The following is a 13,309-nucleotide window of genomic DNA, read 5'->3' as shown; positions in this document are numbered from 1 at the left end:
GGTATCTGCCCTTCTGTGATGCGCTATGAGCTCACCATAACATTCTGGGGGCGGGTGGGTGCGCTCGCACCCTGTCACGCATTCTCTGGAAACTCTCAGGTTGTGGTCGAAAAAACTTTAGTTTTTCATAGCTTAACCTGGGATAGTAGGTAGTTATTCGCCCGAGAACTCGGACGGTGCTTCGCATAAAACGGCAGCTTGGGGGCTACCGTTTTGAGGGGCTGGCATCGGCGGGCTCGGGTATCACTAACAGACATGAGGGCGAGAAGGTACAAAGGGTTATGAAGAAGAAAACACCGGCAAATACATCGGGTTCGGAAAACTCCGGTTGGGAGAGCTCCGAAAACCTCGATGCTACCAGTGTGCTTCACCCCGCTGATGTGCATGCGGCCGCTACTGACAATGCGCCCACTACGGTGTTTTCCTCTGATGAGACTGCGGTGCTCTCTGATTATCAGGACCCGACTGCGGTGCTCTCTGATTATCAGGATGCTACCCAGGTGCTCACCTCCCACGAAACGGCTACCCCTGCCGCTACGCACAGTGATGACCGCACGAAAGTTTTGACGGATTACGGTTCCTCGCCGGCTAACAAAACTGCGCCTGCAGGTTCCATGAATACCGGTTCCGCGAACGCTGAATCTGCGAATACCGAAGTTATTTCTTCGCACCCCGACACCTCAGAGGTTATTGGCGCGACTCGTCCTTTGCCGCGCGCTTACCGTGCCCCCATTAAGATTCCTGAGACGATTCCCTCGCCGCAGGAACGTGCTTCCCAGGGGAACTACAGTGTGGATGAACCGATGCAGGCTACGCGCCGTCTGGACCCGCCGAAGCCTCCGGTGAGCGGTTTCCCGCTGAACAATCAGATGGGTGCTTCCCCAATGGGTGCGCCTCAGATAGGTGCTCAACAGCCTCTTCCCACGCGTGCGATGCCTCCGCAGCCGGTGGCTTATCCTCCCGAGGCGTATCCTGCCGCCGCCTACCCGAACGGTGCGTATGTTCAGACCGGTCAGGTTCCCGTGGATGCTTCGGGCCGCCCGGTGAATCGTCCCGGCGAAGAGCAGGGGCACCATCTTCCGAGTACCGGTATTTTGATGCGTCACGTGATGGCGTTGCTGTTCTTGGGTCTGTCTCTCTACGGTGCGTTTGTGTTCTTCATTTACACGGCGACCGGCCAGCAGGTTGATGAGCAGGCGTACACCGAGTATGCGCATCAGTTCAAGAGTTACCGCGGTCCGACCCTGACTGCGCTGGATTCTTTGCCCACGATTGTTGGTGTGATTGCGGTGCTGGGTCTGATTGCGGTGCTGATTTGGAAGCACCGGTTCCTGCCCTCGCTGATTGGCGTGCTAGTTGGGGCTGCGGCGGTGACGAGTACATATCTGCTCAAGCACTACCTGATTGTGAAGCCCGACCTGGGTGTTCAGGAGGCGCTGAGCAACTCGGCGCCCAGTGGCCACACGACCTTCGCAGCGGCGGCTGGCGCGGCGCTCTTTTTGGCGGCGCCTCGTTTCTTGCGGCCCACGGTGGCTCTCTGCGCGGCGGTGGCGACCTGCCTGACGGGCGCCTCCACGATTATTAACGGTTGGCACCGACCGGCTGATGTGGTGACCGCTATTCTGGTCACCGCCATCTGGACGGTCGTGGGTATGGGTGTGTTGCGTTATGTGCGTCCGGCAGATTTTGCGGTGCCGGCGCGTGGCGGTTTGGTGCTGGTGCCGTTGATGACGATTGCGACGCTGTTCCTGTCGTTCTGCGCGGTCATCCTGTATCTGATTGCGATTTTTGCGCCGATTCCCGGTGGTGCGTTTACCGCGGCGACCTGCATGATTATTGCGGTGAGCTTTGGTACGACGGCGTTGATGGTGAACCTGCTACGTCCGCGTAATAGTAATCGCTCCGCTTATTCGAAGGTGTGGAGTTATCAGTAAATGTTGTTCCCCTCCCTGCTCGGGGTGCATTAGCTCGGTGTGAGCTGAAGCATTGTCCTGTTGCGGGGAGGGGAATACAATATAAATAATTTAGTATTTTAAATACCAATAATAGGGAGGGGGTGCGCGCCCCCTTTCACTCACCCCTGAAGAGAAAGGTGCGTACCATGGCAGGTACCCATGAAGGCCGCGTCCTCGTATTCCCCCAGCTCACCGAAGCGCTGACCCCCTTTGAAGATAAGCCCCAGGCCCGCAAGATCGTTGATGCCGACGGCGGCAACCTGACCCTCATGGAACTGGCTGCAGGCCAGTCCTGGCACGAGCACCACAGCGTGCACCCCATCTTCGTGCAGGTGCTCAAGGGCGAGGTGATCTTCCACGTGAAGGACCGCGATATTACCCTGGTGCCCGGCAAGCCGATTCACGTGACCGCCAAGCTGCTGCACTCCCTGCGTGCCGTGAAGGACTCCACCCTGCTGGTGACCATGCTGACCGGTGAGTCGCACCCCGAACCCAAGGTCAATATTGACGTCGAAGAGGTCTAAACCCCGACCCCAAAATCCCTAACCCCAAAACATTAGCTCGCCGCCGCATCTGCACCGGATGCGGCGGCGAGCTTTTTCTCTGTCCTCTTGCCCTCACATATGCCGGCGGAGATTACCCTCACGCTACGCCCTGAGCTTTCTGCACGCTCGTACACCCCGCGTGGGCGTACCCTGAAAAGTACACTCCCGCTAACCTCACAGGGAGCAACCCGAAAGGATACGCAATGCCCAAGTCACTGCAACGCCCCGTCGTTCTTCTCACCGGGGCCAGCTCCGGTATCGGCTACGACGTGGCGCCGCTACTGGTGCGCTACGGCTACACCGTCTACGGTGCCGCCCGCCGCGTTGAGAAGATTGAAGAGCTCGCCTCCGAGGGTGTGAAAGCGCTCAGTCTGGATGTTGCCGATGAAGCATCCATGGAAGCCGCCGTACAGCAGATCATTGACGCAGAAGGCCGCATTGACGTGCTCATTAACAATGCAGGCTACGGATCCTACGGCGCCATTGAAGACGTCCCCATCGACGAGGCACGCCGCCAGTTCGAGGTGAACCTCTTCGGCCTGGCGCGCCTCACCCAGCTGGTGCTGCCGCATATGCGCGCACGGGGTAGCGGGCGCATCCTGAACATCTCCTCGATGGCGGGGCGTATTACCTCGCCCCTGGGCGCCTGGTACCACGCCACCAAGTACGCCCTCGAGGCGTTCAGCGATGCACTGCGCATGGAAGTTGAAGAGTTCGGTATTGACGTGGTCATTATCGAGCCCGGCGGCATCAAAACCCCCTGGGGACTCATCGCGGCAGACCACCTAGAGGAATCCTCCCGAAACGGTGTCTACGCGGCTCAGGCGCAGCGGGTTGCGGCAAATATGCGTAAGCTCTACTCGCCGTCCTCCAACCTCTCAGAGCCCAAGGTTATCTCTAACGCTATTCTGCGAGCCCTGGAGGCGCGCCGCCCCAAGACCCGCTACCTGGTAGGTTTCGGTGCTAAGCCCTCCGTGTTCCTGCATACCGTGCTGCCCGATCGTCTCTTTGACAAGGTGGCGCGCCGCATCTTCTAGAGCCGAAACAGCCGCGACCTAGAGCATTAAAAAGCGGGCGGTGCTGCGCGAAACAGAATGTTTCGTACAGCACCGCCCGCTACGTTTTTCAAGAGCTAGTACTAGTCTACTACGGCGTGGGTCGGATCGAGCACGCGCGCCAAGAAAGCCTGAGTACGTTCGTGCTGGGGGTTGCCAATCACCTGATCGGCGGGGCCCTCCTCCACGACCACGCCGTCGGCCATGAAGACGACCTTATCGGCGACCTCGCGGGCGAACGCCATCTCGTGGGTCACCACAATCATGGTCATACCCTCGTCAGCAAGGTTACGCATAATGCTCAGAACCTCGCCGACCATCTCCGGGTCGAGCGCACTGGTCGGCTCATCGAAGAGCATCAGATCCGGGTTCATGGACAGCGCACGCGCAATAGCCACACGCTGCTGCTGACCACCGGACAGCTGAGCCGGGAAGCGGTCTTCCTTGCCTTCCAGACCAACCTTGGCGAGCTGCTCGCGGGCAACCGCCTCCGCCTCCGCCTTGGAACGGCCCAGAACCTTGATCTGAGCGATCGTGCAGTTATCCAGAATGTTCAGGTGGCCGAACAGGTTGAACTGCTGGAACACCATGCCCATGTGGGTACGCACGCGGTTAATGTCTACGTCCGGGTCGGTGACCTCGGTATCGCCCACCATGATGGTGCCGTCGTTCGGCTCCTCCAGCAGGTTCACGCAACGCAGCAGGGTGGACTTACCGGAACCCGAAGGGCCGATCAGACACACGACCTCGCCCGGCTCGACCTGCATGTCAATGCCCTTGAGAACCTGAACCTTGCCGTAGGACTTGTGCAGGTTAGAAATGCGCACCGAGGAGGCGGCCATGGATGAAGTTGAAACAGTCATAGTATCTTCCGTAATCCGTATCTGTCGTTGCGCTTACTTGCGGCCCGCAAGCTGAGTGCGGCGCTCAAAGTATGCGGAGAGCTGGCCCAGCGGAACAGTGATAATCAGGTAGCACAGACCCGCAACCACCAGGGGAGTCAGGCCCGCGTTAGCGGCGGTCAGGCCCTCACGACCGAACTTCGCCAGCTCGTACTGAGAAACCGTCACGCCCAGCAGGTACACGAGGGAGGAGTCCTTGGTCAGCAGGATAACCTCGTTGGTCAGCGGGGGCAGAACCACTCGGAACGCCTGAGGAATAATGATCGAAATCATCGCGCGAGTGTGGGACATGCCCAGGGAACGTGCCGCCTCCATCTGGCCCTTCGGGATCGCCTGCAGACCCGCACGCAGAACCTCACTAATGTAAGCAGCCGAAACCATGCCCAGGGACAGGGTCACCGGAATCAGGTTATCCACGAAGCGAATCTTGAACGCCAGAGGAATACCGTAACCGAACGCGAAGAAAACCAGCAGCGCCGGGATGCCGCGGAAAAGCTCCACGTACAGGGTCGCAATCCAACGGTAGGGGGCGATAGAAGAAATACGCATGAGCGCCAGCAGTAGACCGCCGGAGAGGCCCACGATGAAGCCCAGGGTGGTGTACAGCAGGGTGTTCTTCAACGCCACGGTGATGACGTCGGGGAACTGCTGAGCCGCAACGTCCAGGTTGAATACCTGCTGGCTGAGGGTCTTCCAGTCAGCCAGAAGAATGGCTGCCAGGGCGATAACTGCCAGAAGGGCGTACTGTGCGTAGCGGAAGAGCTTCTGCTTCTGACGGGGTGAGAGTTTAGAGGACATGCGCTTTCTTATCCGTGTGCTGTTCGGTCAAGAGCGTTTTATACGCTCACAAGGGTGAAGGCCGGAGAATCCCCCAACCCAAAAGTAATAAGGGTACTCCTGAATTGGGGGAGAGGCTAACCGGCTAGACGCTTAGGAAGCGGAGGAAGAGGCGCTCGCGGAGGTGGAGGAAGTAGCACCAACCCACTTGGCCTTCATCTTGTCGAGCTCGCCGTTTTCCTTGAGCTTAGCGATGGTGGCGTTTGCCTTGGTCAGCAGTGCCTTGTTGTTGGAGGAAACTGCTGCGGCAATCTGCTCGGTATTCTCGGAATCCTGGTAGGCAATCTTGAAGGAGTCCGGGTCGTTGGTCAGTGCCTCGGACACCACGGAGAGGTTCGCTGCGACTGCCTTGACCTGACCGGTCTTCAGAGCGGAGAACATGAGGGAGGTGTCTTCGTACTGGATGACCTCTGCACCGTTTTCCTTGGCGTAGGTTTCACCGCTGGTTGCCTGCTGCGCACCAACGCTGACACCCTTCAGGTCTGCGGCGGAGGTGATGGAGGAACCCTTGGGGACCAGGATTGCCAGGTTGTCGTCGAAGTAGACGGTGGTGAATTCCATCTTGCTCTTACGTTCATCGGTCACGCCGATACCCGCAAGGGCGATATCGCACTGACCGGTGGCCAGACCGGTACCGGAGTCCAGGCCCTCGAAGCTGATGGAGGTCAGCTGAGCCTTCACGCCCAGGTCGGAGGCGATAGCGTTGGCGATGTCTGCGTCCAGACCGACGATGGTGCCGTTTTCTTCGTATTCGAAGGGCTTGTAGGGGGTGTTGGTGCAGACGCTGAGGGTGCCGGACTTGACGAGGCTGACCTCGCCGTTGGCGTCGGAGTTCTCGTTGGCGGTGGAGACGCAGCCGGTCAGTGCCAGAGGTAGCACTGCCAGCAGTGCGAGGGGCTTGAGGGATGCGGTGTTCATTGGGATGCTCCTGTGTGGGGTGTGCTCTATGAAATCTATGGTCTATTGTGCGCGCCTATGTTAAAAAATGCAAGTATATACATAAATATTCATAAATTTTTGCTGAATATGAATAATTTACACCCCTAAAAACTGAATAAAACCCCGAATTAGCGACTCGAAAACCACTTCAGAACGCACCTTAACGCACCGTGCGACACTACTACGGTTTACCCAACTATCGAATCTAGTAACCTCCATGCCACAATTGAGAGCGTGAACGCAGAGAAGAACACCCGCGCAACCCGCGCAACCCTAGACAAGAAAACCGGCGACATCGCCGCCATGTTCGATACCGTAGCCGAACGCTACGACCTCATGAACGGCATCCTCTCCCTCGGCCAGCACATCCACTGGCGCAAGCAGGCGGTCGCAGCCGTAGATGCACGCCCCGGCCAGAAAGTGCTGGACGTAGCCGCAGGTACCGGCGTCTCCTCCGAACCCTTCGCCGATGCCGGCGTGGATGTCATCGCAGCAGACCTCTCCGAAGGCATGCTGGATGTGGGTCGCCGCCGTCGTCCCGACATGACCTTCGTGCAGGCAGACGTCACCGCCCTACCCTTCGACGACGAAACCTTCGACGCAGTGACCATGTCCTACGGCCTGCGCAACGTCGCCAACTACCCCAAGGCACTGAGCGAAATCTACCGCGTGCTCAAGCCCGGCGGACGCATCGTCGTCCTTGAGTTCTCCACCCCGACCTTCGCCCCCTTTGGCGCGGTCTACAAGAACTACATCATGAAGGCGATCCCGCCGATTGCCCGCGCAATCTCCTCCAATCCCGAATCCTACGAATACCTCGCCGAGTCCATCATCACCTGGCCCAACCAGCAGGAACTGGCGCAGAAATTCAAAGAGGCGGGCTTCACCTCCGTGCAGTACCGCAACCTGACCGGCGGCATCGTCGCCATTCACCGCGGTTTCAAGCCCGAAGCACACAACGCATAGACACCGCGTTCACACACCACCGAAGACACCAACACCAAGAAGATAGAAGACACCGTGAGCAACGCAGAGCAGCCCATTGCCGCAACCGACCTGCTGGGAGACCTCGACCTGAAGCTTCCTGCAGGCTTCGAACTCATCGCTGCAGACCCCAAGCTGGGTCCGCAGATTCTTTCCTCCCTCGCGCGTATTGAGGAGCGCCTGGCCGAGGCGATCGCCCAGACCGACCACCTTGCGGATGTCGCATCCCGTCACCTGCTCTCTGCGGGCGGCAAGCGCGTGCGTCCCCTGCTGGCACTGCTCTCGGCAGCTGTCGACGGCGAAATCAACGACGAGGTTATCGAAGCCGCCGTGGTCGTTGAACTGACCCACCTGGCAACCCTCTACCACGACGATGTTATGGACGACGCCCCCAAGCGCCGCGGCGTGGACAGCGCCCAGATGATTTGGGGCAACTCCGTCGCAATTCTGACCGGCGACCTGATCTTCTCCCGCGCATCCCTGCTGGTCTCCGAGCTGGGCACCCGCCCCATGAAGATTCAGTCCCAGACCTTTGAGCGTCTGGTGCTCGGTCAGCTCTTTGAGACCACCGGCCCCCGTGAGGGTCAGGACCTGCTCGACCACTACATTGCCGTCATTGAGGGTAAGACCGGCTCCCTGATTGCCGCAGCCGGCGAGTACGGCTCCCTGCTTTCGGGCGCTTCTGAAGATGTTATCTCCATGGTCAAGGCGTACGGCGAGCTGGTGGGCGTGGCGTTCCAGCTGGCTGACGACGTGATTGACATTGTGAGCGACGGTAAGACCAGCGGTAAGACCCGCGGCACCGACCTGCGTGAGGGCGTGCCGACCCTGCCGACCATCCTGCTGGACCGCGCGGTAGCCGCCGGCGATGAATCCGCTATTGCTGTTCGCGCCCTGCTGGATGCCGACCTCAGCTCCGACGAGGCGCTGGAAGCAGCCGTGGAGGCGCTCGCCGTCCACCCGGTTACCCAGGAAGCATGGCAGATTGCTTACGACTGGGCGGACCGCGCAATCGCCGCGATTGCTCCGCTGCCCGAGTCCACCGCGAAGGCTGCGCTGGAGTCCTTCGCTCACGCTGTGGTTCACCGCGAGGGCTAAAATGCCTCACCACGTAGCGTGTGCGCTGGCGTAAGTGCTGATGCGTCTCATACTTCAAAACCCCCGCTGAATCTGCCTGGATTCAGCGGGGGTTTTCTGCATTATGGCTAGTCAGCACCGGTTTTCAGGGTGGGTGTGAGCGAGTGCCCTGTCCCGCATAGTTCCGTATGCTGGGGTCTCCTTGACCGCTATATGCCTTTAAGGTAATCCTTATAGGCATGCCTGAGGCGCACATCCACCCTTCAGACGTTTGACGGCTCCCACGCCCACCCCGTGTTGGAGAGCCGTTTACTATTTCTGGACGCGAGCAGAGCCCAACCACCCCGACGGGTTATTCTCGCACCAACCATCCGCGTCCCCACATCTAGAGGTTTACAACAATGGGAGCATCTACCCCTAAGGCGCCCGCGAAGCGCGAAGGCTTCTCGAGCCGCCGCGTCTTTATCTTTGCCGCCATCGGTTCTGCTGTTGGTCTGGGCAATATTTGGCGTTTCCCCTACATCGCATTTGATAACGGCGGCGGCGCCTTCATGATTCCCTACATTGTCGCCCTGCTGACCGCCGGTCTGACCTTCCTGTTCTTTGACTACGCAATCGGTCACCGTGCGCGTGCTTCGTCGCCGCTGGCCTTCCGCCGCCTGAACCGCAAGACCGAGTTCATCGGCTGGTGGCACATGGGTATCAACTTCGTGATCGCTATCTACTACGCCGCTATTGTGGCGTGGTCGTTGCGTTACATGGTTTTCTCCTTCACCAATGCGTGGGGCGATAACCCGAAGGCGTTCTTCCAGGGTGAGTTCTTGAAGGTTGCGGACACCCCCGGTGTCTCCCTGGACTTCAACATGAACATCCTGATTCCCATGGTTCTCGTCTGGGGTGTGCTGCTGGCTGTGATGGCTCTGGGCGTGCAGAAGGGTGTTGGCGCGGCCAACATCGTCTTTATCCCGCTGCTGCTGGTCATGTTCGTGGGCCTGGTGATTTACTCCCTGACCCTGCCCGGCGCAGTTGACGGTCTGAACGCGCTGTTCACCCCCAGCTGGGATTCGCTGGCTAACCCGGATGTGTGGGTTGCCGCCTACGGCCAGATTTTCTTCTCGCTGTCCATCGGCTTCGGCATTATGATCACCTACTCCTCCTACCTGAAGCCCAAGGCTGACCTGACCGGTTCGGGTGCCGTGGTTGGCTTTGCAAACTCCGGTTTCGAGCTGCTTGCGGGTATTGGTGTGTTCTCGGCTCTGGGCTTTATGGCTCAGGCTGCGGGCACCCAGGTGAGCGATGTTGCGACCAGCGGTATTGGTCTGGCGTTCATCGCGTTCCCGACCATTATTTCTCAGGCTCCCGGCGGTGTGCTGATCGGTATTCTCTTCTTCGGCTCCCTGCTCTTCGCGGGCTTCACCTCCCTCATCTCGATTCTTGAGGTGATTATTGCGGGTGTTCAGGACAAGTTCGCCACCTCGCGTCTTGCTTCCACCGCCCTGGTGATTATTCCGGTCGCCGTGATTTCGCTGTTGCTGATGCCGACCACTACCGGCCTGTACGTGCTCGATATTCTCGATAACTTCGTGAACCTCTTCGGTATTCTGGCCGCCGGCCTGTGCGCCATCATCGTCGTGGCGTACGTGGTGCGTGCGCTGCCCGCCCTGGCCGAGCACCTGAACCGTTACTCCTCCATCAAGGTCGGCAAGATTTGGATGGTTCTGCTGGCCGTCGTGACCCCGCTGGTTCTTGGCTACTCCCTGATTCAGAGCGTCATCAAGCTGATTCAGACTCCGTACGAGGGTTACCCGACAGATATGCTGGCAATCTTCGGCTGGGGTATGAGCGCGCTCCTGCTGGTCGGCGCGATCGTTGTTTCTCTCTTGCCCTGGTCGAAGAAGTCTCGTGCCGCTGAGAAGCCTCCGGCACCTCCGGTGATTGCCGGTCAGGTGGAGCACGACCACGTCGATACGACCATTACCCGTTAGGAGCCCTCATGTCTATCTCTGCAATTGTGATGCTGATTGTGGCCATCCTGATTATCTGGGGTGGCCTGGGCCTGGCGATGCTGAACCTGCACCGCCATCCGGACCTGGATGCCCTGGACGAAGCGGCTGAGGCTCAGGGCTCCGAGCTCTAGAGCGTAAACGCGACATACAGTGATGCCCCGCCGGCTTATAGTTGGCGGGGCATCGCTGTATTTTATGCGGGTGTTGAGCGTGCCGAAGGGACAGAACGGGGGAGGGAACTATTTGTTCTCGGAGCGCTGGGTTTGCTCCTGCTCTTCCAGAAGAATCTGCGCATCCTCAGCCTGTACGTTTTCCGCCTGAACCAGCGGAATCATGCCGGTCTCCGGATCCGACAGCGCGGAGGCGCGGTAGGAGCGGGAGGCGCGTAGCGCATCCACCGTGAAGATGATGAGCGCAACCCAGATGAGGCCCAGGCCCAGCACCTTATCGGCGCTCATCTGCTCGTGCAGAACGGTCAGCGCCAGAACAAACTGGATGGTCGGGCCCAGGTACTGCACCATGCCAATGACTGATAGCGGCAGAGCCTTGGTTGCCGCGGCAAAGAGCATCAGCGGAACAACGGTGACCACGCCGGTGGATGCGAGAAGCCAGAAGTGTCCGGCGCCTTCGCTGAAGAGGGTCATTTGTCCCTGAGCGTTGAGTACAAAAAGGGCGGCAATGCCGAAGGGTGCCAGGATAAAGGTCTCCAGGGACAACGAGACGAGGGGGCTCACGTCGTGGGCTACGCGTGCCTTGAGCAGGCCGTAGATGCCGAAGGAGAACGCCAGGCCCAGACCCGTCCAGGGTACCTGACCGTAGATGAGGCTCATCATCAGCACCGCGATACATGAAATCGCGACAGATACCCATTGCGCGGCGCGCAGGCGCTCCTGCAGGAAAATCACGCCCAGCACCACGGAGACTAGCGGGTTAATGAAATATCCCAGGGACGCATCAATCGTGTGACCGCTGGTTGTTGCCATCACGTAGATAAGCCAGTTCGCGCAGATGAGGAACGATGCCGCCGTCAGTACCAGCATGATGCGGCGGTCCTTGAGGGCGCGGCGGAAGTCCGCGGTTGCCCGCACAATCGGTAGTAGCAGGGCGCAGAAAATGAGGGAGAAGACCACTCGCGCCACCACAATCTCAATCGGTCCTGCCGGCGCCATCAGCACAAAATACAGGGGGAGCAGACCCCAAATGATGTAGGTGCCGATGATGGTGATAAACCCGTTGCGGGTGGTGTGCTTCTGCGTTTCTGACATGGTTTCGTCTGACCTGATTCTTCGGTTACGTTCTTTTAAACTATTCATCGGGATGCGCCGGCAGGGGTATCCACACAGGTTTCGATGCGCGCACACCACTGTACCCGATACGGGGTGCAGCATACGCTAGGGACGCCGCAGGCGCGGTACCACGAGGATACCGCGCCTGAGGAATGCTGCGTATTCGGTTTAGAGGCCGAAGAAGCGGGAGAAGAAGCCCTTCTTCTTGGGCTGCTCTGCCTCGCGGCGTGCAGCTTCTTCCTGCTCGCGGCGGGCTGCCTCTTCGTGCTCTGCCTGCAGGTCGGGAGCTGCGCCAGCGTTGCGGATGGGCTCCACGTGCTGCTCTTCGTATTCTGCTGCTTCCTGCTCGACCTCGACGGGCTGCTCAGCTACAGTCTCAGCGGCGACCGGCTCCTCAGCGTACTCTGCGGAAGCCTCAACGGTCTCGTATTCGGGCTGCTCGGCGCCGATGGACTCGTCGGTGTAGACGCGAGCCTGTTCGGTCTCTTCTGCCTCGTACTCGCCGGGCAGGGTCTCCACGGTGACCAGGCCGGGCTCTGCGTACTCTGCCGGCTCCTGATCGAAGGGAGCCTCGTCGGCGGGGTAGAGGTTCTCGGTGCTCTCGACGCCGGGTACCTCGGTCTCTGCGACCGGTGCATGCTCGGCGATCTCGACGGCGCGCTCTGCATCAGCCTCGGCACGTGCGGCGGCGCGTTCTGCTGCCTCCTGCTCGCGCTGTGCGTTCTGAGCGGCTGCCTCTGCGGCTGCCACGCGCTCAATCTCGGCGCGCAGTGCGGCGAGGGATTCGCGACGCTGTGCGGCAGCGGCTGCGCACTGCTCCAGAATCTCGGGGCCAACCTGAGGTTCAGCCTGCTCGATGCCGCTGATGCGACCCTCGTCGAACCACAGGCGCAGGGCACCGTCGGTTGCGGTCAGCACGGCGGTTGCCTCGGTGTCCCAGGCGATGTGGAAGCCGCGCTGCTGAGCATAGGAGTCCACCGCCAGAACCTGGTTGTGGATTTCTTCGCTCTGCAGGGTCTTCGCGATCACGCGACCGATACCCTTGTAGGTCGGGGCCTCGAGGGTCAGCTCGGCACCCTCCAGCAGGGTCCATGCGCGCACGCCAGCGCCCGCGGGCAGCGGGTAGTGTGCGTACAGGCCGCTGATGGTCTTGGTTGCCAGGGTCAGGCGGCGTGCCAGGGACTCGGAGAGGGGCAGCTCGTCGGTTGTCAGTTCGGCCAGGCCGTCACGCTCACCGGTTTCGCGCGCCTGAATAGCGGCGGAAACAACGGAGTCGGGGAAGTAGCCCAGCTGCTGCCAAGACCAAATCCAAGTACCGCGGTTCTCGGATTCGGTGCCCAGCAGGTGCGGCTTGAGCGAAAGCGGGGGAGTGGTCTCAAAATCCAGAGACTGGGAGGTGAAATCCACGTTCCACTCGGAGGTACCCACGAGCTCAGCGAGTCGAGCCTGGTACTCGGTGGAGATAAAAATCGATGCGTCGATAAGGTCCTGCAGAGAATTCGTCATGCTTCAAGATTATCAACCTTTTAGCGTTCACTATGCCGTGTATCCCCGGTTTTGGGGTGCGCTTTAGGCGTATTGGACGTTAAGAGGGTCGAATGGGCCGTCTAGAGAGGTACAGGGGAGAGGTAGAGCATATATCTTTCGGCGTAAACTATCTGCGTTGAGTGCCCGTGTTCGTTAGAATCGAAGAGACGGCTTCTTCCGGCACCCTGTAAGCCGA

The 13,309-nt window shown here is 59.7% G+C and carries 12 protein-coding genes; 7 read left to right on the top strand and 5 right to left on the bottom strand.

The genetic code is table 11. The features are described 5' to 3' along the window. Nucleotides 1-281: 281 nt before the first annotated feature. From O3675_RS05235 to O3675_RS05225, 3 genes are all read left to right on the top strand, one after another. Nucleotides 282-1,934 (top strand): phosphatase PAP2 family protein, encoded by a 1,653-nt coding sequence (locus O3675_RS05235; protein ID WP_371571373.1) that lies wholly within the window; start codon nt 282-284, stop codon nt 1,932-1,934. A 167-nt stretch (nt 1,935-2,101) separates the two neighbouring features. Further along, a complete protein-coding gene (locus O3675_RS05230; protein ID WP_049327511.1) occupies nt 2,102-2,479 on the top strand; it encodes a cupin domain-containing protein in 378 nt (125 codons plus the stop codon). Nucleotides 2,480-2,703: 224 nt separating this feature from the next. Further along, nucleotides 2,704-3,537 carry an oxidoreductase gene (locus O3675_RS05225; RefSeq protein WP_070615274.1) on the top strand — a complete coding sequence of 278 codons (834 nt, stop codon included), beginning with the start codon at nt 2,704-2,706 and terminating at the stop codon, nt 3,535-3,537. Between the two features lie 101 nt (nt 3,538-3,638). Here the strand turns inward: O3675_RS05225 and O3675_RS05220 are convergent, their stop codons facing one another. The 3 genes from O3675_RS05220 to O3675_RS05210 all read right to left on the bottom strand — a co-directional run bounded on the left by O3675_RS05220 (nt 3,639) and on the right by O3675_RS05210 (nt 6,212). Further along, nucleotides 3,639-4,418, bottom strand: coding sequence for an amino acid ABC transporter ATP-binding protein (locus O3675_RS05220; protein ID WP_314841865.1), 780 nt, complete (start codon nt 4,416-4,418; stop codon nt 3,639-3,641). A gap of 33 nt (nt 4,419-4,451) precedes the next feature. Continuing rightward, nucleotides 4,452-5,255, bottom strand: a complete 804-nt coding sequence (locus O3675_RS05215) for an amino acid ABC transporter permease (protein ID WP_005504788.1) — start codon at nt 5,253-5,255, stop codon at nt 4,452-4,454. A gap of 132 nt (nt 5,256-5,387) precedes the next feature. After that, entirely contained in the window at nt 5,388-6,212 is an 825-nt protein-coding gene (locus O3675_RS05210; RefSeq protein WP_371571370.1) for an ABC transporter substrate-binding protein, read from the bottom strand. 255 nt (nt 6,213-6,467) lie between these two features. On the opposite strand from O3675_RS05210, the gene O3675_RS05205 reads away from it, so the two are divergent. From O3675_RS05205 to O3675_RS05190, 4 genes are all read left to right on the top strand, one after another. After that, on the top strand, nt 6,468-7,199 hold the full coding sequence (locus O3675_RS05205; protein ID WP_303981253.1) for a demethylmenaquinone methyltransferase: 732 nt from the start codon (nt 6,468-6,470) through the stop codon (nt 7,197-7,199). Between the two features lie 54 nt (nt 7,200-7,253). Beyond that, a complete protein-coding gene (locus O3675_RS05200; protein WP_314928670.1) occupies nt 7,254-8,315 on the top strand; it encodes a polyprenyl synthetase family protein in 1,062 nt (353 codons plus the stop codon). Nucleotides 8,316-8,695: 380 nt separating this feature from the next. Then, the gene (locus O3675_RS05195; protein ID WP_049331769.1) at nt 8,696-10,279 is read left to right on the top strand and encodes a sodium-dependent transporter; all 1,584 of its coding nucleotides are present in this window, start codon (nt 8,696-8,698) and stop codon (nt 10,277-10,279) included. An 8-nt stretch (nt 10,280-10,287) separates the two neighbouring features. Then, nucleotides 10,288-10,431 (top strand): methionine/alanine import family NSS transporter small subunit, encoded by a 144-nt coding sequence (locus O3675_RS05190; RefSeq protein WP_080974908.1) that lies wholly within the window; start codon nt 10,288-10,290, stop codon nt 10,429-10,431. A 108-nt stretch (nt 10,432-10,539) separates the two neighbouring features. Here O3675_RS05190 and rarD read toward each other — a convergent pair whose 3' ends face one another. Both rarD and O3675_RS05180 read right to left on the bottom strand, forming a co-directional pair. Beyond that, nucleotides 10,540-11,565, bottom strand: a complete 1,026-nt coding sequence (gene rarD, locus O3675_RS05185) for an EamA family transporter RarD (protein ID WP_371571367.1) — start codon at nt 11,563-11,565, stop codon at nt 10,540-10,542. 189 nt (nt 11,566-11,754) lie between these two features. Continuing rightward, entirely contained in the window at nt 11,755-13,092 is a 1,338-nt protein-coding gene (locus O3675_RS05180) for a DUF6882 domain-containing protein (RefSeq protein WP_371571366.1), read from the bottom strand. Nucleotides 13,093-13,309: the final 217 nt, after the last annotated feature.

It is taken from the genome of Rothia sp. 27098_8_27 (genome assembly GCF_041432805.1).
In the GTDB taxonomy this organism is placed as follows: Bacteria; Actinomycetota; Actinomycetes; order Actinomycetales; family Micrococcaceae; genus Rothia; species Rothia mucilaginosa.
Note: the sequence above shows the minus strand (reverse complement) of the source record. Positions and strands in the feature narration are given on the sequence as shown.